Below are 20,344 nucleotides of genomic sequence, written 5' to 3' on the forward strand. Positions count from 1 at the left end.
AAGTGGCAAAAAGCCAGGGAGTGACTCATGAGCGGCAATGATACACCCAAAGTCGCCCTCATCACCGGCGCCGCCCACCGCGTGGGCGCAGCCATCGCGGAGACCTTGCATCGGGGCGGAATGAACGTGGTGGTGCACTACCGCCACTCGCGCGAAGCAGCCGAGGCGCTGCAGCGGCGCCTGGTGGCCCACCGTGCCGCGTCGGTGGTGCTGCTGCGGGGCGATCTTTTGAACAGCGCGGCGCTGCCGGCCCTGGTGGGCGAAGCCGCCGCGGTCTGGGGCCGGCTGGATGTGCTGGTGAACAACGCCTCCAGCTTCTATCCCACGCCGCTGGGGGAGGTGAGCGAAGCCCAGTGGGACGATTTGCTGGGCACCAATCTCAAGGCGCCTTTTTTTCTGGCCCAGGCCGCCGCGCCGCTTCTCACGGCGGCGGGCGGGGCTATCGTCAACATTGTGGACATTCACGCCGAGCGGCCTTTGAAAAACCACCCCGTTTACAGCATCGCCAAGGCCGGGCTGGTCATGCTCACCCGCGCCCTGGCGCGCGAACTGGGGCCCGCAGTCCGGGTTAATGCCGTGGCCCCCGGTGCCATCTTGTGGCCGGAGCACGGCGCCAGCGCCGAGACCCGCCACTACATCATTTCCCGCACCGCCCTCAAACGCCAGGGCGATCCCCTCGACGTGGCGCGGGCGGTGCGTTACCTGGTGCAGGAGGCGGACTACATGACCGGCCAGGTACTGACCGTGGACGGCGGCCGTTCCCTGAGCTATTGACGGGGCCACTGGCGGTCATGGCCGTCAGCGTCGCCACAGTTCCCCGGCACCGTCCCGCTCCACCCGCTCCAGGCGGGCGTCGCCGGCCAGTTCCACATCGCCGCTGCCCGTCAGCGTGAGCCGCAGCGCGCCACTCACCCACAGCCGCACATCGCCCGCGCCGGCAGCCGTCACGTCCGCCTCGCGGGCGCGCAAGGCGGCGAGATCCATATCGCCGCTGCCTTCGCTGATGAGGTGGAGGCGCCGCACCCGGCCGGCGGCGCGGAGATCCCCCGCCCCCGTGCTTGCCAGCGCCAGCGATGTGGCCTGCAGTCCTGCCAGGGTCACCGTGCCCGCGCCCTGGTGGATCACCCGCGCAAGTGCCGGCAGGGACAAGGTGACCTGGACAGGCAAGGTGGCGAGATAGGAACCCCTGGTGTCCAGAGTGGCCGTCCGCCCCGCCACGCGGAGCCGCACCAGCGGCACGATATTGTCATCGCCGCTCACCGTCATGGCCGGCGCCGCGTCCACCTTGATGCGCACGTCCATCCCGCCATCCACCACCAGTTGCGTGAATGCGGGCAGGGGATGCATCACGGTGGCCGCGCGGCCGGAGCCGCGCACCAGGGGTGCGGAGGACGCGGTGACGCTGAGTTCCACGCCCTCCAGCTCTGCCGCTCCGCCGGCGGGCGCCGCCGGGAGCGCCAGCGCGGCAGCCAAAAGCACGCCGGCTTGGTGGCGGCCGGGACTCATCGTGCTTTGGCCTGCCAGGGGCTGAGCAGGTAGTGGTGTCCCGCCTTGTCATAGGCGTTGATGATGCCGCCCCGCTCTTTGTGACCATAAAGATAAACACGGGCGCCGTCCTGGGTGTAGAGGTAGCCTTCCAGATCCGATTCGCTGACGGGGCTCAGCTCGCCATAAACGTACGCATGGTCGCCATAGCCCTCCACCGTGATGATGAAAGACAGCCTGGCGGGCCGGGTTTTGCTGTCCGGCATGCCGCCCAGGGGCTGAATGCGTAGCGTAATGGCACTGAGAACCGGTGTTTTGTCTACGCCCTCCTGCTGCTCCGGGGCGACCCCGTTTTCCCCGGCGGCGGCAGCCGTTGCCTGCACCGGCTCGCCGGCGCTGTGTTGCGCTGCGGTGGCGATTCCGGCGGCGGCGCTGTCGCTGTTCAGGTCTGGCAGGCCCGCCAGCGTGAGCAGGCAGAGCAGTCCTGCACTATGCCGTGACATTGATGCAAACATGTAATTGTCCATTGTCCGTTGGTGGGGTGTTGATGGCGCTGTCGCGGCCGCGGCCGCCAGGCTGCCCCTTTCCGCCACGGGGGGCGCAAAGGGGCATTACCTGATGGCAATACGCATGTCCACCCGGGTGTCGAAGCGGGCCAGCACCTCGTCCGGCAAACCGGCCTCGTTCGCGGCGACAGGCAGTTCCTCCAGGGGCACGCTGGTCGCCAGGGCCACCACCCGGTCTTCCCCCGCCGGTCCCACTACCTCGAGCACGTAGCCGGCGCTTTGGGGCGGCACGGTATAGCTTTTCCCGGGGGTGAGCAGCATGGCTTGTTCGCCTTTGCCCGGCAGCAGCTCCCACACTTCGCCAGTGGAGCTGATGTTGTAGATTTTCACGTACAAGGGTTTGGCCACTTCCACGGCGAGCTGAATCTTGTCGCCGATGCGGTAACTGGCCGCATCGGTGGTAAGCCTGAGCAGGCCGTCTTCGCTGATGGCGGTGTGCGCGCCGTTGCCGGTCACCCTCATGCCCTTGAGCATGCGGCGTTTGGCCAAGGTGGCGGGGCTGATGTCCACCGATTCATACAGGGCAAGATAGGTGGCCAGATCCACCCGCCCCGTGGCCTCCATGTGGGTGGCGCTGAAGCTGGCCAGGGCCTGCTTCGTCGCCGCATCCAGGCGCGCGGTGATGGGCAGGGGGTGGCCGTTGAGCACCAGATATTCCTGCATGGCCTTGATGCGCTCGGCCTGGGTCATGGTGTAAAACCTCTCGGTCATCTGCCCGATCACCACCGGGTCGCGCTTCGCGCCGGGTACCAGGCGCCAGTAAGGCAGTTTCAGGTATTTGCCCAGCAGTTGGATCATGCTGGCGTGCACCAGCATGCGCACGGCGGCGTGGCGGCCCTGCACTTTTTTCACAGTACCCTGAAAGCCGATGGAGTTGCCGACGATGGAAAAGCCGATGGCGTTTTCCGCCGAGGCCTTGTGCACTTTCACCGAGTTCACCGCCTGCATGCGGGGCACGCCGGCCAGGGTCTCGAAATCCACCAGGTTGAAGTCCAAAGTGATGCTGGCCACGGAATATTTGTTGGCATCGGAAAACTCGGCGCCGAGGGCGTTGCCGTCCAGCTTGCCTGCCAGGCTGAGGTCGGTGTTTTTGCCGCGGGTCTCCAGGCCGCGGTCGAATTCGGTGATGCCGCCGGAGACCACCACGTCAGGCAATAATTTGGATTGGAAACCCGAGTAGCCGGTGTTGGCCGAGTTGAGCATGAATTCCGGGTCATAGGGGATGTACACCACCTGGCCGCCAATGGCGTTCAGCGTGCTTTTCAGCATCTCCGTCACGTCCCGGGGAATTTCCGCGCTGGTGGCCACGGAGGAACCGGTGTTGTCAAAGATGTCCCGGGCCATGATGTGCACCTTGGGCGCGCCGTAGATTTCTGACATCAGGCCGAACTCATACAGCGTGTCGTTGAACGTGCTGCTGGTGGTGTGGGGCAGTTCGGGTTGCAGGGAGACATCCACATTGTGCGGATGGTAGGCACAGCCGGAAAAAGCCAAAATGCCCGCCGCCACCACCGCGGACCGGGTCAGGCGCGGAGCTTGCGGCGGCCGTTGTTTTTCGTTGCTTCTGCTCATGTCGACTCCCCCTGGGTTTACTCTGAGATGACAGTGCTGTTTTCGTTGTCGGAAAGATTGATGATGGTGGCACCCGATAAATCCACGCCCGCACCGATGTTGATGTTGCCGAGACCGTTGCCGTCTGCGGTCACCGTGTCAGTGGACGAACCGGAGGACTGGGCCCGGGCCTTGGTTTTCGCATGAACCACGGTGAAGGTGGTGTTGGTGTCCACCTGCACGCTGTCGTTAACGGGTTCGTCAATGGCGATGCCATCGTCCAGATCACTGCCCCAGGCCGGCGTGCACAACAAGGCCGTGCTCATCAGGGCGCTGCATAAGGTTTTGTTCATTCTGGTCACCTCGGTGGCTGGGTGGAGCTGCCGCTCGAATTCATCATGTTGGCGCCAGAATACAAGGGGGCACGCCGCTGGCGCGGCGACCCAGTGGGACTGGAATAGGTGAATATTCACCTTGGGGGAGGGGCGGAAGGAGACAAAGATGCCGGCCCGGTGCATGGCGTACCTGTAGCGCTTCCCCCTTTGGAGACAAGGGGACATTCAAAGGGATCAGGCAGGCTTCTTGTCAGGCCGGGGGCCGGGCCTGCCCCGCATTTTTCACCACAGGGCGAGATGATCGCACCGGGCTTGGAATCCCGGGGGCCCGTCCATCTGGTGAAAAATGCGGGTCGACGCTGGGTCCGGGCGCATTCAACCCGCTTGCCCACGCCCCGGGGCCGGCAGCAGTGCCATGGCGGGTCTGCCTGGTTCTTTCGCCGGCGGCGTCAAGGTTTTGCGAATTGAATCCAGTTGGCGGCGCGGATGGCGTGAACAGTGCGGCGCAACATCCAGACGGCAAGGGCGAGGCCGGCGATCGAGATGACGCCTTCAGCCGAATCGATCAGGCTGCTGCCGCTGGTGCCTTTCAAAGAAAATATTCCCGACAGTACGAACAGAAACAAGCCGGCTCCCATAAAAAGGATATATGGCGTGCAGTCGATTTTGGCTATTTTGCCGCGGTTGAAGTTCTTCAGGGCGACGACGTGGAGGACGTTATTTTTTACTTCTCCGGCCACGGCGACGTTGTCACTTTGCGTCACGCTGTCGGCCAGATCTGGGTGAATGCTGACGGCGCTGGTCCCGATGCGGCAGGTGACGGCACCATCCTTGTCCGGCGCCGACAAGGCACTGATCTGACCACTCAACAATACAGTTCCCATATTACCTCCCGAATTTGTTGATACCGAGACTGAATACAACAAGGACCGTCAAACAGGCCTGCGGTTCATTGTGAGGCCGCGAAGCAGATACGCTCTGCACCCAATTATCAACCCGGCAGTTAAACTTGTCGGGTCAGTGGTGCGGGTGACCATCAAACAGCTCAGGACGAGCTGTTTGATGGCCGAATGAATATCAAGCTGGCGCACAAGGCAGTGGCAACTTACACCTGCTCCAGGCGCGCATACGCCAACACCAGCCACTTCGCCCCCACGCCCTCAAAATTCACCTGCACCCGCGCGCTGGCGCCCCGCCCTTCGTAGTTGAGCACGATGCCTTCACCGAACTTGGCGTGCTGCACCCGCTGGCCCAGGCTGAAGCCGGCCGGGGCCTCCTCCAGCGGCCGGCCCCCGGGCGCGGCGTAGCAGGGCCGGGTGACGTGGGCACGGGGTCGGACTTCGTGGATGAGTTCGGCCGGAATTTCGCCGATGAAGCGGGACGGGCGGGTGTGGTTTTCAGTGCCGTGCAGACGGCGCCGCTCGGCGTAGCACAGGCAGAGCTCCCGCTGGGCGCGGGTGATGCCCACATAGGCCAGGCGCCGTTCTTCTTCCAGCCGCACGGGGTCTTCCATGGACATCTGGTGGGGGAACAGGCCCTCCTCCAGACCCGTGATGAACACCAGGGGAAATTCCAGCCCTTTGGCGGCGTGCAGGGTCATGAGTTGCACGCAGTCTTCCCAGGCCTCGCCCTGGCCCTCACCGGCCTCCAGGGCGGCGTGGGTGAGGAATTGGCTGAGGGGGTCGAAGTCGCTGTCTTCCTCGCCGCTGAACTGGCGGGCGGCGCTGACCAGTTCTTCCAGGTTTTCCACTCGCGCCTGACCTTTTTCGCCTTTTTCCTTTTTGTAGTGCGCCAGCAGGCCGGCGGCTCTGATGACGTGATCAATTTGCTCCCAAAGTTCCAGTCCGGCCACGCTTTCGGCCAGTTGGTCGATGAGGCGGAGAAAGCTGTGCAACGCGTTTGACGCGCGGGGACTGAGTTGCTTTTCACCCAGCACCCTGTCTGCGGCCTGCCACATTGTCAGGCCCCGGGCCCGGGCCACGTCGCGCACCACCGCCAGGGTGCGCTCGCCAATGCCGCGGGTAGGCTGGTTGACCACCCGTTCGAACGAAGGGTCGTCGCCACGGTTGGCAATCAGGCGTAAATAGGCCAGGGCGTCTTTGATTTCCGCCCGCTCGAAAAAGCGCAGGCCGCCGTAGACCCGGTAGGGCACGCCGGCGGTCAGCAGCGCTTCTTCCAGCACCCGCGACTGGGCGTTGGAACGGTACAGGATGGCGGCGTCCGAGCGGCGCTGGCCGTCCTCCACCCAGCGCTGGATGCGTTCCACCACGAAGCGGGCTTCGTCCAGTTCGTTGAAGGCGGCGTAGAGCAGCAGCGGGTCGCCCTGGTCGCCGCTGGTCCACAGCTCCTTGCCCAGGCGGCCGCTGTTGTGGGCGATGAGGGCGTTGGCGGCGGATAGAATCGACCGGGTGGAGCGGTAGTTCTCCTCCAGCCGGAACAAGCGGGTGCCGGGAAAATCTTTGGCAAAGCGCTGGATGTTTTCGATGCGCGCGCCGCGCCAGCCGTAAATGGATTGATCGTCGTCCCCCACCACGAACAGACAGGCCCGCTCCCCCGCCAGCAGGCGCAGCCAGGCGTACTGGATGGCGTTCGTGTCCTGGAATTCATCCACCAGGATATGTTGGAAACGCTCGCGGTAGTGTGTCAGCACCGCGTCGTTGTCGCGCAGCAGTTCGTGGGCGCGCAGCAGCAGCTCGGCGAAGTCCACCACCCCGGCGCGGTGGCACTGGGCCTCGTACGCCTTGTAGATGCGGATCATGTGCAGCAGATAGGGATCGTTTTGGTGGTCGATGTGGTGGGGCCGCCGGCCTTCGTCTTTGCGGCCGTTGATGAACCACTGCACTTGCCGGGGCGGCCACTTGGCCTCGTCCAGCTCCATGGCCTTCAGCAAGCGGCGGATGAGGCGGAACTGATCGTCGCTGTCGAGAATCTGAAATGCCTGCGGCAGGGCAGCCTCCTGCCAATGACGACGGAGCAGGCGATGGGCCAGGCTGTGAAAGGTGCCCACCCACATGCCGCCGGTGGGCAGGCCCAAGAGCTGCTCGGTGCGGCCGCGCATTTCCGCGGCGGCCTTATTGGTAAAGGTGACGGCGAGAATGCCGTAGGGCGAGGCGCCCTCCACCCGGGCCAGCCAGCTCAGGCGGTGCACCAGCACCCGGGTTTTGCCGCTGCCGGCGCCGGCCAGCACCAGCACGGGACCGGCCGGGGCGGTGACCGCCTCGCGCTGGGCGTCGTTGAGGGGGGCGAGAATATCGGATACATCCATGGGGGCGGATTCTAACAAATCCGCCGCGGCGGGCTTGTTATACTGCCGGCTCCGCTGGCGTCACTGAGGGACAACGATGATCTGGGGCATACTCGGACTTTTCCTGGTCATAGTCTTGGTGGTGGTGGCCTTGCTGGGCAATCAGGCCAACCGCGCCATTCCCATCGCCATCATCGCCGTGGTGGGCATCATTGCCTTCTTTGCCTGGTACCAGGACCAGCAGTTCAAAGCCGCCCAGCAACGCATCAACAAGGACGAGGTGGAGCTGGCGGACGTGGAGCTGCTGGAGGAAGAACGGGGCCGCTGGGTCACCGGGCGGGTACGCAATCATTCCCGGGACCACACCCTTCATGCCCTGACGGTGCGGGTGCAGATCGAAGACTGCCTGAAGCAGGCCTGCGAGATCGTCGCGGAAAGCGATATCCAGTTCACCCCCGATGTCCCCCCCGGCCAGGCCCGCGATTTTCAGGAGCGGGTTTTTTTCCAGTCCCTGGTACGGCCCCGGGGCCGGCGTGCCGTGCGCTATGAGGTGCTGGCCACCGAGGCAAAGTAGACTCAGGCCGGGGGGGTTATTTCAATGCCCCGGTTCCTGCGGCCGGGTGTGGTTCTGCTGAGCCGTGCGAGCTTCTGCCGGGCCAGATTGCGCAGGACCGGGACCAGGGTATCACCGAGCGCCTCCAGGTCCTGCTGCAGCATGCCCAGATGAAAGGGCCGCTCCGGGTCGCTCTGGGGGCGCAGGATGAAGGTGGTGGCCTGGGCGTCGGCCTGAAAGCTGGAGACCGCGATTTCCCAGGGGGCGTGGAGCGTCTGTGTCACAAACAGATCGTGCAGGCATTCGGCCAGCATTTCCACATACAGCGTTGAGGTGGCGTAGAACCACACCTGGGGCAGTTTGCAGCGCCCGCCGGCGGCAACGTGGCCTTCGCAGGACCAGCACGGCGGCATCAGGCGCAATCCGGCCAGGGCATATACCAGGGGAACGGCCTTGGGCTCGATGGGATAGCGCTCCGGTTCAGACGACAATGCCCAGGCCGCCTTGGGGCAGCGCGGCGAACAGCCGCAGGTGCACTTGCGTGAGTGGCGGGCGCAGCGGCAGGGGGCGCGGCAAGCGGGGCAGGGGCGCTGGTCCGAATCCGACGCTTGCGAGAGAAACAGGCGCAGGGCTTCGGGCCGGGCGTCGGCCGGGGCTTTTGGGGCGTAGTTGGCGATTTTCATGGCGACAGTGACCTTGACGAGGGTGGAACACAGGCGGTTTCCCTACACTGCCATCCGTTTCTGTCGACCGCATCACGAAAACCCCAAGCAACAGTGTGATGAACTGCGAAGGGTGTCACAGTATTGCCGGAACATCAGAATGAACGAATACGGTGCAACGCCGTTCTCGCACCGGTCGCCGGCGCGTTGATGGCGCCTTTGCATGCCGACAGCGGCATGCGGCACCGCCTCAGCGTTTGATCCGCCTTGCCAGCAGGGGCGGCAAGCCCAGCAGGCAATAGCTCATGCTGCCGCCGCCACTGCCGGTGGCTGCCTTGTTCTCCACTTCATAGGCCTGCACTTGCACCGGTTCGCGGTTGCCCGCCTGGTCCACCGACAAGACGCTGAGGGTCATGGTGGCGGTGATTTTCAGGGGCGCGCGATAGCGCGCAGAGTCTTCCGTGGGCAGGCTGCCGTCGGTGGTGTAATAAGTGGCGGCGCAGCCGCTGCCGCGGTCTTCGCAGCGCAACCTGACCCAGGTCTCCCCCGCCGCCGCGCGGGCGTCGTTGCCAATCCGGGTGGTGGGGGGGGTGGTGTCCACCACTGCGGTGGCGCGGCTCACGGCGGACCAGCGCCCGTCCATGCCCAGTTCCTGCAGGTATAGCGTGTGGCTGCCGTCGCTCAGGGGGGTGGGGGGTGCGAAGGCGGTGGCGCTGGTGATCACCGCCTGGCTGAGGTCGGGATCGTCCAGGCGGAAGCGGTACAGGCCGCTGCCGCCGGGGGAGGGCCAGGACCAGCGCGGCAGTCCGTGGTTCACCGGGCTGGTGACCAGGATGACGGGGCCCGGCGCCGTGGAGGGGGTCTCGCTGAGGCCTGATCCCGGGATGTCCACGGTGGCTGCCGCTGTGGCGGACCAGTGTCCCGCCTCGTCCCGTTCCTGCACATAGAGTGTATGGCGGCCGCCGCCCAGCGGCACCGGCGGCCGGTAGCTTTCGTCGCGGGTGTCTGTGGCACCCTCTTCCAGCACAGCGTCGTTGAGTTTGTAGCGGAACCGCCCGGCCCCGTCCGCCGACGACCATGCCCACCGGGCCGTGCCCGCGGCTGTGTCCCACCAGCCTGTCACGACGGGCGGCGGCGGTGGTGTGGTATCCAGCTCAATAGTGGCGCTGACCGGGGCGCTGATATTGCCGTTGGCATCGCGCAGCCAGGCGTAGACGGTTTTGCGGCCGTCACCGGTGCTCAACTGAAATTCCAACCGCGCCTGCAGGCGGGTGACACCGGCCACCGGCGTGAAGTGTTCCGCGGCGGGCGACTCGGCGGACTCGGAAAGAAAGTAGCCGTTGATGCCCTGATCGTCGTAGCCCGCCAGGTAAACCTCCACCTTGCGTTCCAGGGCGTAAGACGCCCCGGCGTTCAACACCAGGAAGGCTCCCCCGGGCGGGGTGCCGTCCGGCGGCATGTCCACGCTGCTTACCAGGGCGAACGTCTGCTCCCCCTGCACGGCGTGGCCGCGCACCACGGCTTCCCACTCGCCGGGGGCCGGGTCGCTGAGCCGCACCTGTTCCACGTTGTCCACCCGGTTGGGACCAAACTGGGTGGCGGGGGCGGTGGGGTCGTCGGGGCCGTGGAGCGTGAAGGGGTAGTGCACCTCCCCGTCCGGGGAGACCAGGGTCAGATCCAGGTCATTGACCAGGGCCACGGCGGCGCCGGGGGAGGCGGCGGGGTCGGTCCAGGCCAGGGAGACTTTCAGCTCCGCTGTGCCGGGGGTGACGAAGACCACGTAGCGCCGCTCGGTCCCGTTGCCCACGCTGCCGCCCCGCAGGCGCCGGCCCTGGCCGCCGTCGGCGGCCAGCAGGGTCACTGCCGCCCGGGCGTCCAGCAGACCCCAGCCGTAGGCATAATCGGGGCCGGGCTCGCCCAGGTCACGCGAGCTTTGCGCCAGCAGTGCCTTGATCACCTGGGGCGCGGGCGGGCCGCCGCTGAGCTGGGCGTAGCGCTGGGCAATCAGGGCCAGGGCGCCGCTCACCACCGGGGCGGCCATGGAGGTGCCGGTAAGGCGGGTGTAGCGGCCGTTGCTGTAGGTGGAGTACACGCCCACGCCGCTCGCCACCACGTCCGGTTTCAGGCGGCCGTCGCCGGTGGGTCCCCAGGCGCTGAAGGCAGGCATGCCGCCGGCGTCGTCCACGGCGCCTACGGTGATGACGTTTTTGGCGCTGCCGATCTGGGCGATGGAGCCGTAGTCGCCGTCGGGCTGGTGGGCGTCGTAGTACAAGGTGGCGGCATCGCCCAGGTGCAAGTGGGCCTGGCCGGAGGCGCCGTGGTCGTTGCGGTCATTGCCCGCAGACTTGACCACGATGAGGCCCTGCTCCGCCACCAGCCGGTCCCAGGCCGCAGTGATGCCGCTGTAGTCGCCAAAGGCGGGATCGGTACTGCGGTTGCCGCCGAACCACACCCAGCGGCCATCGCCGTAGTAATTGGCTTCCCAGCCGCTGAGATAGCCCCAGGAGTTGTTGGCGATGAGCACGCCATGGTCCTGGCGGGCGCGGCGGTGCTCCGCGACGGGGTCGCCGAAATAGTCGTAACTCCACAAGGTGGCCGCCGGGGCCATGCCCTGGGCGGAGGGGTTGCCCAGGCCTGAGCCGGCCATGGAACCGGCCACGTGGGTGGAGTGGGCAGAGATCCTGCCCTGCTCTCCGGCCTGGACCCGCCCCGCCAGGTCGGGATGGCCGCTGTCCGCCAGGCCCTCGTCCCACATGCCCAGCACGATGCCGTCGCCCTGCAGGGCGGGGTTTCCCGTGTTGAGCAGGTCTATGCCGGACAGGGCCGCCGCGTCGTAGTTGTGGCCGGCCCGCGGCGGAGGGCGGTCTTCCACCCATTTCACCCCGTCCAGCTCCAGCAGGGGCAGCACCCGGTCCTGGGGGAGGCGCACAGCAAGGCGGTGGCCGGTGCCGAAGTCCTCATCCAAGGTGGTGGCGCCCGCGGCGGCCAACTGCGCGCGGGCTTGTGCCAGATCGAGATCGGCGTGGAAATAAACCTCCAGTGTCAGGCTGCCGTCGGTATTGAGGGAGCGCGGCTGGAAATCCTGTTCCGCCACCGCCGGGGGCACCTTGTCAATGGGCAGCAGGGCGCCCAGGGCGCGCACAAAGGGCAGGGCGCGCACGGCCGCCAGGCGTGCCGCGGGGGCGCCGGCCAGGTAAGCGTTGTCGGGCCAGTAGTCGCCAAGTTCGACCTCAAGCGCGGTCAGCGTGTCGCGTTGGGAATCACTCAAAGGGCCGCGGAGCTGCACGATGAAATGGCCCCGGGGGCCGGGAAATAAGGGCCCGTCCTGATCCAGCAGCCGTACTGTGCCCTGCTTGAGACGCAGCGCCGGGCCGGTGTCCGGGTTCGCCAGTCCCCGCGCCGCGGCATCGGTCCCCGCCAGGCGGCCGGGATAAGGGCGCTGCTGGAGGGTGGGCACGGCGGTGTGCACGCCGGCGGGCCCGGCCTGGTGATCGGTGGCTGCTTGCAGAGGTGTTGGACTGAGCGCCATGCTGGCGGCGAAGACGGCTGACAGACCCTTGGCAACAGCGCGCATGGGTCGCGGCCACCGCACACACAGTGGCGCTTCCATGCGTTGTTGTGCCATGAAGCTTCAAGGCTCCCTTCGACATTCCCTACTCCCGACCGTGGTCACGGTCGCCAGGGTTATCGGTGCGCGGGCAACAGCCCTTTAACGCGGGCCCGCAGGCGCTGCTAAATCAAGGTAAAATGCAGGTTTTTTGTGAGGGGCGGTGCAACATGGAGTGGTGGCACATACTGGCCTTGGCCCTGCTGCAGGGGGTGACGGAGTTTTTGCCCGTCTCCAGCTCGGCCCATTTGATTTTGTTGCCCCAATTGGCCGGCTGGGCGGATCAGGGCCTGGCCTTTGACGTGGCCGTGCACGTGGGTACCCTGGTGGCGGTGGTGAGTTATTTTCGCCGCGAAATCGTGATTCTGATCCGCGACTGGACGCAGTCGCTGCGCCGGCGCCGCCGGGTGGGCGACAGCGCCCTGGCCTGGGCGGTGTTGCTGGGTACGGTTCCGGTGGGCCTGGCGGGCTTGCTCTTGGGCGATCTGGTGGAGACGCAGCTGCGCACCGTGCTGGTCATTGCCCTCGCCACCATCGTGTTCGGCCTGTTGCTGGGCTGGGCCGACCGGCGCGGCGGGGGCCGCCGCAGCGAACACAGCATCGGCTGGCGGGATGTGCTGGTGATCGGTTGTGCTCAGGCCGTGGCGCTGATTCCCGGCACCTCACGCTCGGGCATCACCATCACCGCGGCCTTGTTTATGGGGCTGAGCCGGGAAGCGGCGGCGCGGTTTTCGTTTTTGTTGTCCATCCCGGTGATCACCCTGGCGGGGGGGCTGAAAGTGCTGGAGCTGGCGGGCGGCACGGCGCCGGCGCCCTGGGGGGTGTTGCTGCCGGGGGCGCTGGTGGCCGCGGTCAGCGCCTATCTGTGTATCCATTTCTTTTTGCAGATGCTAAAGCGCATGGGCATGATGCCCTTCGTGGCCTACCGGCTGGTACTGGGCGTCGTGCTCCTGGGTATGGCGCTCTGATCGTCGGGCGGCCCCCGGGCGGTGCTCCCGGAGGGCGTTTCAACGTCTTGTCAGACCTGCTTCGTGCCGTTGTCCACGGCGGCAAGGTAGGCCTCAGGGAGAGCGTCCGGGCCGCTGACGCACATCTTCAAATCACGCAGCCTGCCGTCGCGCAGGCCGTACACCCAGCCGTGGGCCGACAAGGTCTGGCCCCGGGCCCAGGCATCTTGCACCACCGTGGTGTGACAGACATTGAGCACTTGCTCGATGACGTTGAGTTCGCACAAGCGGTTCAGGCGCCGGTCGGGGTCGGCGATGCGTGCCAGGCGCGTGGCGTGTTTTTGTTTGACATCCTGAACGTGGCGTAGCCAGTTGTCGATCAGGCCCAGGCGGGAATCGTGCAAGGCGGCCTGCACGCCGCCGCATCCGTAGTGGCCGCAGACGATGATGTGCTCCACCTGCAGCACATCCACCGCGTACTGCATCACCGACAGGCAGTTTAAATCTGTGTGCACCACCACGTTGGCGACGTTGCGGTGCACGAACAGCTCGCCGGGCAGCAGGCCCACGATTTCGTTGGCGGGCACGCGGCTGTCGGCGCAGCCTATCCAGAGATAGTCGGGGGCCTGCTGGCGCGACAGCGTCGGGAAAAAGGCCGGGTTTGCCGCCGTCAGGGTATCCGCCCAGCGGCGGTTGTTGTCAAACAGGTCTTTCAGCACACTCATTGGCCTGGGTGAATTTGGAGGACCGTCGACATGGTAGTCAGCGCCGTCCTTTTTGGGAAGACAACAATCTACCCGCGGGTCCGGCGGTCGCCTCTGGTTTTTACGGTGTGATGAGAAAACCCGATTCGCGCATCAGGGCCTGAATGCTGCCGAAGTTTCTCACCCAGGGGGAGGATTCGCGCAAATGGGGCGGCAAGGTCGCGATGGCAGCCTGGGCTTCCTCTGCGCTGGCGTAACTGCCGTAAACCACGGCATACCAGGCTTCCCCTTCCAGGCGGTAGGGGAAGTAGCCAGCACGGGAACCGAGTTTTTCCTTCAGCACGTAGCGGCGGATGGCGTGCTCCCGCCGGCTGCTGATGAGCTGGATCGTGTAGCGGTTGGGGTCTTCGGTGGCCACCCATTCCGGCCCTTTGGGTGCGCCCACGGGGGCAACCGGTGTGGCGGCGCTTTCGTCCACTTGCACCAGGGCCGGTTCATTTTTTGGAGGGGGAGGGGCCGCCCTGGCTTCGGCGGCAGCCATGTCGGCCTCTTTTCGCGCCGCCGCGGCTGCCCGCTCCGCCTGGCGGATTTCCGCCAGCGCCGCCTGGGCGGGGGGGTGGGCCTGGGCGGCGGCCCGTTCTATCCATTGTCTGCCCGCTGCTTTGTTTTGCGCCACGCCTTCGCCGTAGAACTGCATGTAGCCCAGGGTGTACTGCGCCCAGGCCTTGCCTGATTCCGCCATGGGGCCCACGATGCGCAACACCCGTTCGTAATCCCCTTGCAAATAAGCGCTGCGCGCTTCGTCGCGGGGAGTGGGCAGTTGGTCCACGACCACCGCCGGTTTGGGCGCACAGGCTACAAGGCCTGCGATTGCGGCGGCCAGGGCAAAGCGCCTGATGCAGCGCGCCGGAATCAGGTTCCTTTGAAAAATCCCCATGATGCTGTCATCCGTCAGTTGATGCCGTGAGCCATGCGGCGACGCCGCGGAGCGTCGCGCCGGCAAGAGGCCTTTATGCCCTATTTTTGCGGCGGCGTCGACAAGCCGGTGCCGGCAGCCTGGCAAGACGAGGCGTCATCCGCTTGCTTCTTGCGGCAGCTCAGAGAATGGTAACACTATCCGCCGCTTGTGCAGGGCGGCGCGGCCCTGCCCCCCTCAAAGAGCGCGAGATGATCGCGTGCCGGTGGGCATACGGGCGGGCTGCAGGCTGTTGTCCAACCAGCTGTCAAGGGCGCGGTCTCAGCGCGGCGCTCAAGATTGATTGGGCGTGACTCAGCAGCGTGGGCCGGCGGCCGGTGTCCACCGGGGCGTCGCGGTGCTGGCGGAGCAGCGCTATGGCGTGGCGGGCATTGAGTTCGGCGCTGCGCCAGTCACCCCCCATGAGCGCTACCTTGGCCAGTCCCACGTAGGCGGCGGCCAGTGTGGGTTGTTTTTCCAGGGCAGTTTTGAAGTGCCGGCCGGCGGCGCCCGTTTCACCGTGCTCCAGGGCGCTCAGGCCCTGGAGGTATTGTGACACCGCCACTTGTGCCTGGGCGGGGCCGGGCGAAAAGGCCGGTGCGGGGCGCACTGCCGGGCTTGGGGTCTGTATCAGTATCGGCCGGGCGGGCAGGAGTGCGCCGGGCAAACCGGTAGCAACGGCGAGGCAGGCGCCGCTGAACACTGCCGTGGTCAGGACGATACCCCAGCCGCACCGGCCCGTCTGGCGGGGGGCTTGTCTGTGTTGTTCTGTGGGGGCCATGCGCTGCGCTTTCGTTCTTTAAGTCCTCTTGGGTCGCCATATTTGTCGGCCCGGATTCCTGAGGCAATACACCCCGGGAAAGTACTAAAATTCAATCACGCGTAAGACAAACATACGCTCAGAGGAAGGATGGCAGGCATGGATGAATTACAAAACAAACTGCGCGCGGAGACCGGTGATGCGGACTGGCCCACGCTGCGTCCCCATCACGCCCGGGGCCGTTTGCGCGTGGTGGATCCCCGTTTGGATTTGGTGGAGGTGGGGGTGTGCGTGGCCCGCGACGAGGTGGAGCAAATCGCCCGCTGGATTACCGACGGTTTGATTACCCGTCCCACCAACGGCCAGATTGAACGCTGGGAAAACGGTGCCACGCGCTTGCGCAGCGTGGTGCTCGCCCCTTATGTGTTCGTACAGGACTGGACTCCCCCGTCCTCCCTGGCCTCCTAGCCTTCGCTTTCCCAATGAAAACGGCGGCTGCCTGGGCAGCCGCCGTCAAGGGGGATGAAGGCGGGGCGGGTGAGTGGACCCCAGGCTGGCGGCTCGAGGGTTAGGGCACCTCAGGCGGTTCAGCGGGTTTGAACCGGGAAGGTGTGAGCCGTCGCCTGTTCCGCTCGGCGGGATGATTCGAGAAGACCGCCGGCGATGGGGCCGGGTCTTCCCGTGGCGGGGCATGCATTGATGCCTCACAAACGGTGTAACAAGTTGCGTGCCAGAATATAGTTATCCTGTTATTTCAGTGTATTGGAACGGTTTGCGCCGCTTGGGGTGGGGTGCGCAGGCGCAAATCGTCGCCGCTCGCCGACAGGAATTTTGGCAGACTGGCAACGGCCCGCTATATTCTGCGTTTTCGGCTGTCGCCGCAGTGCGACGTTGGACGGTCAAGTGCGCGCACTTCGCCACTGCGGTTATCTTCAGCAGGCCGGCAGCGGCAACACGACAATGTGTCCCAGATGCAGAACGTCCGCAAAAAAGCCCCCCGTATCGACAGCTTTAATTTCAAGGCGGGCAAGTTGCTGCGCGACCGCTACGAAGTGGTGACGCGCCTGGGCGCGGGCTGGGAAGGAGAGGTGTATCTGATACGCGAGCGGCCCACGGGAATTGAGCGTACCGCCAAGTTCTTTTTCCCCGAGCGCAACATCAACGACCGCGCAGCGATTTTTTATGCGAAGAAACTGCACAAGCTGCGGCAGTGTCCGGTGGTGATTCAGTACTACACCCAGGACTCCATTGTCTATCGCGGCATCCCCATCACCTTTCTGGTTTCTGAGTTTGTGGAAGGGGAATTGCTCAGCCGCTTTCTCGCGCGCCAGCCGAAAAAACGCCTGAGTCCTTTCCAGGCGGTCCATCTTCTGCACGCCCTGGCGTCCGGCATTGAGGTGATTCACAACATGGGCGAATACCACGGCGATCTGCACGCTGACAATATCATTGTGCTGCGCTACGGGCTGGGTTTTGAGCTCAAACTGCTGGATATGTTTCACTGGGGCGCGCCGCGGGGTGAGCACATTCATCACGATGTGCTGGACCTGGTGCGCCTGTTTTACGATGCCCTGGGGGGCGCGAAGCGCTATTCCCACCACCCGCCGGAGGTCAAAGCCATCTGCTGTGGTCTCAAAAAGAGGCTGATTTTGAAGAAATTCCGCACTGCGGGCCAGTTGCGCGCCTACCTTGAAACCATGGAATGGAGCTGATCCGCTTGAACGAGGTTTTCGCCCGCGACGGCGCTCAGGTCTGGGCCCGGCAGAATATGAGCATGCCGTTGAGACAGCGGCTGGGACTGGGGTCCACGGTCTTGTATACGGCGCGTTCCCCGACCAAGGAGACGGTCAACGAAGACGCGGTGGCCCTGGTGGCCGTGCGTCACGATGCCGCGGTGCTGATCGTGGCCGACGGCTTGGGCGGTCTGCCCTCCGGTGACACCGCATCCAGCTTGGTGGTGCACACCCTGACGGAACAGTTGCTGGCCGCGGCGGCCAGCGGTGCGGTTATCCGCGATGCGGTGCTCGATGGTATTGAAAAAGCCAACGCCATGGTGCTGGCGCAGGGCAGTGGGGCGGCCAGTACCTTGGCCGTGGTGGAGCTGCAAGGCAACACCATGCGCTCCTATCACGTGGGCGATTCGCTGATATTGCTGAGCGGCCAGCGCGGCAAGATAAAATTTCAAAGCGTGGCGCATTCCCCCGTGGGTTATGCTGTGGAAGCCGGTTGGCTGGACGAGGAAGAGGCGGTGCATCACGAGGAGCGCAATATCGTTTCCAACGTGATCGGCAGTGCCGCGATGCGCATCGATGTCGGGCCGGCAGTGACCCTGGCCCCGCGGGACACCCTGACCGTCGCCAGCGACGGTTTGGCGGACAATCTGTACATGGGTGAAATTGTCGAGGCCGTACGCGCCGGTTCCCTGGATCAGGCCGGGAAAGCCCTGCTGGAGACCTGCCGGGAGCGGATGTTGCACCCGCAGCCCGGCCTGCCCAGCCATCCCGATGATCTGAGTTTTATCATCTATCGTCCCTTAACGACGCCCGGCCGCCAATAAATATTCGTGCGGGATGCGTAACTGGCCGTCCTGCACGCAGTGGCGGGCAAAGGCGCCCACTTCATCACGCACGGCGTCGCGCTCCGCGGCGGACAGGGCATCGAACTGATTTTTCATGATGTCCGAGGCCTCGACCACATCCCAATAGGCATCGAAGTCGGGAAACTGATACTCGAAGCGCGACCGGGTAACGGAAAAATCAACAAAGCCGGCTTCCTTCAATAGTCCTGCCAACACCCCTTCGCCTCCCAGTGAGGTGACCTTCGCCAGGGGGGGATGCAGGTCTTCCGGCAAACGGTTCTTCAACACCTCAAAGGTCCAGTGCAGCGTGGGCATGGTCTCCGGCTCACCCCACACCGCCAGGGCGAAAGTGCCTCCCCGCTTCAATACCCGGTGCATTTCTTTCAATCCCTGCAAGGGCTCGTCGAACAACATGACGCCGAAGCGGCACAGTACCCGGTCAAAGTGCTCGTCCGGGAAATCCATGTGTTCGGCGGCCATGCACTGGAAGCGGACATTTTTCAGGCCCTCCTGTTCCACCTTGTTTTGCGCCACGCGGGCCATGGCCTCGGCGGCGTCTATGCCCACGATGTTTAACCGGCCTTCAAACCGTCGCGCCAGTGTCAGCGCGGGTTCTCCCGTGCCCGAGGCGACGTCGAGAATCTGATCTCCCGCCCGGGCTTTGAGGGCGGTCAGCAAACCCTCCCCCACAGGGGCGATGTGGGGCAGCCACAAATCGAATTTTTCGGCAATGAGATCCCAGTCTGGCTGATTACTGGATGCAGTCATAACGTGACTCCTTGTACGGGCTTGGTTTGGCGATGTGCGCGCAGCTGCTTGCGCTATGGCGAAAAATGTGCGTCACCGGGGAAAAATGGATTGTATCAGTAAACAAATAAGCGTAAGCTGTCAGCGGTCTACTATCTAGCTTTTGGTACTCGCGTTCATGTCGTGATAGCGATCCTGGAACAAAGCCCGATACGTAACCGAGGCAGGGTGTGGGATTGCGGGTCGTAGTTTTCCCGGATTTTTAGCGCTCTGAAAGATGTGATTAATTCGGTGCTTGTTTAGCCCGAAGGTTTATAGGTGTTTACGCTCATGAAATCGATTTATGTTGGCAATCTGCCCTTCTCAGCCACCGAGGATGAAGTTCGCAACTTGTTTGAGGCCTACGGCGAAGTGCAATCCGTGAAACTGGTGTCCGATCGCGACACGGGCCGTCCCCGCGGATTTGGCTTTGTGGAAATGGATGACGAAGCCGCCGGTGCCGCCATCTCCAACCTCAACGGCTCCGACATGGGCGGGCGGCCGCTGCGCATCAACGAAGCCCGGGAGCGCACTCCCCGCCGCGAACGACGATTCTAACACCGTATTCCAATCGCTTTGCTCATTGATCCTGCCTCCCGGAACCTCGGGTTCCGGGAGGCGGTCTGCCTCTTTGGGCCCGCCGCCAGGATGTGGCCGGCGCCTGATCTTTTCCTCACGCCGGCGTCACAGTACTATTCCCTTGTTGTGACCAGGTAACGTTGAGTGTGCATATAGGGAGGCCACACATGACCACATTGGTAGTCGGCGCGACAGGACTCGTTGGTAGCGCGGTGGCAGGCCGGCTCTTGGCAATGGGTACTGCAGTACGCGGAATGACGCGTTTCGCCAGCAAGATTGCCGACCTGCCCCGGGGTGTGGAAGGCCGGGTGGGCGATCTGGACAAGCCCACGACGCTGGGTATGGCGTTTGACGGCGCCCGGGCCTTGTTTTTGGTGACGCCGCTCAATCAGCACGAAACCGAACTCGGTCTGGCCGCCGTCGCGGCGGCCAGGGCGGCCAAGCTTGAAAAAATCGTTTATCTTTCCGTTCCCATGCCGGCCGGAGCGGACGTCATTCCCCATTTCCGCAGCAAGCGTCCCGTCGAAGAGGCCATAATAACCTCTGGCATTGCCTACACAATTTTGCGCCCCAACAATTTCTTTCAGAACGATTCCCTCTGGTGCCGGGCTGCGGTCATGTCCTTTGGGGTATATCCGCAGCCCATAGGTTCGGTGGGCCTGAACCGTGTTGACGTGCGTGATGTGGCGGATGCGGCTGTGAACGCCCTCAGCGATTCCGCCTTTGATGGCAGGGAATACGGTTTGCACGGTCCCGATGTCCTGACCGGTGACGGTGTGGCGGAAACATTCAGCCGCCATCTCGGCCGCAACATCTCATACGGCGGCGACGATCTTGACGCCTGGGCCAAACAGGCCCAACACATGATGCCTGAGTGGATGGTGCAGGATTTGCGGGTGATGTACGACTACTTCCAGCGCCATGGCCTGATCGCCTGCGAAGAAGAGCTGGTCCGCCAGCAAGACATCCTCAAGCGCGCGCCTACGCGTTTCGATGAGTTCGTTACGGAGATCGTTGCCCTGTGGCGGGAAG

Annotated in this window: 20 protein-coding genes; 8 read left to right on the forward strand and 12 right to left on the reverse strand. The window is 64.6% G+C overall.

Going from position 1 to position 20,344, the window contains the following annotated elements:
• Positions 1-27: 27 nt before the first annotated feature.
• A complete protein-coding gene (locus ENJ19_00630) occupies positions 28-774 on the forward strand; it encodes a pteridine reductase (GenBank protein ID HHM04232.1) in 747 nt (248 codons plus the stop codon).
• A 24-nt stretch (positions 775-798) separates the two neighbouring features.
• Here ENJ19_00630 and ENJ19_00635 read toward each other — a convergent pair whose 3' ends face one another.
• The 6 genes from ENJ19_00635 to ENJ19_00660 form a co-directional block, all read right to left on the reverse strand.
• Positions 799-1,506, reverse strand: a complete 708-nt coding sequence (locus tag ENJ19_00635; GenBank protein HHM04233.1) for a DUF2807 domain-containing protein — start codon at positions 1,504-1,506, stop codon at positions 799-801.
• A complete protein-coding gene (locus tag ENJ19_00640) occupies positions 1,503-1,988 on the reverse strand; it encodes a hypothetical protein (GenBank protein HHM04234.1) in 486 nt (161 codons plus the stop codon). Before ENJ19_00640 ends, ENJ19_00635 begins: the two co-directional genes overlap by 4 nt.
• Before the next feature lie 108 nt (positions 1,989-2,096).
• The gene (locus tag ENJ19_00645; protein ID HHM04235.1) at positions 2,097-3,623 is read right to left on the reverse strand and encodes a DUF4384 domain-containing protein; all 1,527 of its coding nucleotides are present in this window, start codon (positions 3,621-3,623) and stop codon (positions 2,097-2,099) included.
• Positions 3,624-3,640: 17 nt separating this feature from the next.
• A complete protein-coding gene (locus ENJ19_00650; GenBank protein HHM04236.1) occupies positions 3,641-3,955 on the reverse strand; it encodes a hypothetical protein in 315 nt (104 codons plus the stop codon).
• A 431-nt stretch (positions 3,956-4,386) separates the two neighbouring features.
• A complete protein-coding gene (locus ENJ19_00655) occupies positions 4,387-4,821 on the reverse strand; it encodes a hypothetical protein (GenBank protein ID HHM04237.1) in 435 nt (144 codons plus the stop codon).
• A gap of 221 nt (positions 4,822-5,042) precedes the next feature.
• Entirely contained in the window at positions 5,043-7,202 is a 2,160-nt protein-coding gene (locus ENJ19_00660; protein HHM04238.1) for a DNA helicase II, read from the reverse strand.
• A 76-nt stretch (positions 7,203-7,278) separates the two neighbouring features.
• On the opposite strand from ENJ19_00660, the gene ENJ19_00665 reads away from it, so the two are divergent.
• Positions 7,279-7,755 carry a hypothetical protein gene (locus tag ENJ19_00665; protein ID HHM04239.1) on the forward strand — a complete coding sequence of 159 codons (477 nt, stop codon included), beginning with the start codon at positions 7,279-7,281 and terminating at the stop codon, positions 7,753-7,755.
• 2 nt (positions 7,756-7,757) lie between these two features.
• Here ENJ19_00665 and ENJ19_00670 read toward each other — a convergent pair whose 3' ends face one another.
• Entirely contained in the window at positions 7,758-8,417 is a 660-nt protein-coding gene (locus ENJ19_00670) for a hypothetical protein (protein ID HHM04240.1), read from the reverse strand.
• A 229-nt stretch (positions 8,418-8,646) separates the two neighbouring features.
• Positions 8,647-12,021 (reverse strand): hypothetical protein, encoded by a 3,375-nt coding sequence (locus ENJ19_00675; GenBank protein ID HHM04241.1) that lies wholly within the window; start codon positions 12,019-12,021, stop codon positions 8,647-8,649.
• 152 nt (positions 12,022-12,173) lie between these two features.
• Between ENJ19_00675 and ENJ19_00680 the strand changes: the two genes are divergently transcribed.
• Positions 12,174-12,971 (forward strand): undecaprenyl-diphosphate phosphatase, encoded by a 798-nt coding sequence (locus ENJ19_00680; protein ID HHM04242.1) that lies wholly within the window; start codon positions 12,174-12,176, stop codon positions 12,969-12,971.
• A gap of 50 nt (positions 12,972-13,021) precedes the next feature.
• Here the strand turns inward: ENJ19_00680 and ENJ19_00685 are convergent, their stop codons facing one another.
• The 3 genes from ENJ19_00685 to ENJ19_00695 all read right to left on the reverse strand — a co-directional run bounded on the left by ENJ19_00685 (position 13,022) and on the right by ENJ19_00695 (position 15,390).
• Positions 13,022-13,675 (reverse strand): carbonate dehydratase, encoded by a 654-nt coding sequence (locus tag ENJ19_00685; protein ID HHM04243.1) that lies wholly within the window; start codon positions 13,673-13,675, stop codon positions 13,022-13,024.
• A 100-nt stretch (positions 13,676-13,775) separates the two neighbouring features.
• Positions 13,776-14,591, reverse strand: coding sequence for a hypothetical protein (locus ENJ19_00690; protein HHM04244.1), 816 nt, complete (start codon positions 14,589-14,591; stop codon positions 13,776-13,778).
• A gap of 286 nt (positions 14,592-14,877) precedes the next feature.
• Positions 14,878-15,390 (reverse strand): hypothetical protein, encoded by a 513-nt coding sequence (locus tag ENJ19_00695; GenBank protein ID HHM04245.1) that lies wholly within the window; start codon positions 15,388-15,390, stop codon positions 14,878-14,880.
• A gap of 129 nt (positions 15,391-15,519) precedes the next feature.
• Here ENJ19_00695 and ENJ19_00700 point away from each other — a divergent pair, with 129 nt between their 5' ends.
• From ENJ19_00700 to ENJ19_00710, 3 genes are all read left to right on the forward strand, one after another.
• Entirely contained in the window at positions 15,520-15,837 is a 318-nt protein-coding gene (locus ENJ19_00700) for a DUF2288 domain-containing protein (GenBank protein ID HHM04246.1), read from the forward strand.
• A gap of 503 nt (positions 15,838-16,340) precedes the next feature.
• Complete coding sequence (locus ENJ19_00705) at positions 16,341-17,081, forward strand: serine/threonine protein kinase (protein ID HHM04247.1); 741 nt, start codon at positions 16,341-16,343, stop codon at positions 17,079-17,081.
• Positions 17,072-17,926, forward strand: coding sequence for a serine/threonine protein phosphatase (locus ENJ19_00710; protein HHM04248.1), 855 nt, complete (start codon positions 17,072-17,074; stop codon positions 17,924-17,926). Before ENJ19_00705 ends, ENJ19_00710 begins: the two co-directional genes overlap by 10 nt.
• Here the strand turns inward: ENJ19_00710 and ENJ19_00715 are convergent.
• Positions 17,903-18,715: a class I SAM-dependent methyltransferase gene (locus ENJ19_00715; protein HHM04249.1), complete on the reverse strand. Its 813-nt coding sequence runs from the start codon at positions 18,713-18,715 to the stop codon at positions 17,903-17,905. The genes ENJ19_00710 and ENJ19_00715 overlap by 24 nt on opposite strands.
• Positions 18,716-19,024: 309 nt before the next feature.
• Between ENJ19_00715 and ENJ19_00720 the strand changes: the two genes are divergently transcribed.
• Together ENJ19_00720 and ENJ19_00725 are read left to right on the forward strand one after the other, a co-directional pair.
• Positions 19,025-19,291 (forward strand): RNA-binding protein, encoded by a 267-nt coding sequence (locus ENJ19_00720; protein ID HHM04250.1) that lies wholly within the window; start codon positions 19,025-19,027, stop codon positions 19,289-19,291.
• Between the two features lie 188 nt (positions 19,292-19,479).
• A partial coding sequence (locus ENJ19_00725) for a hypothetical protein (protein ID HHM04251.1) occupies positions 19,480-20,344 on the forward strand: 865 nt, incomplete at its 3' end.

The organism is Gammaproteobacteria bacterium (genome assembly GCA_011375345.1).
Lineage (GTDB): Bacteria > Pseudomonadota > Gammaproteobacteria > DRLM01 > DRLM01 > DRLM01.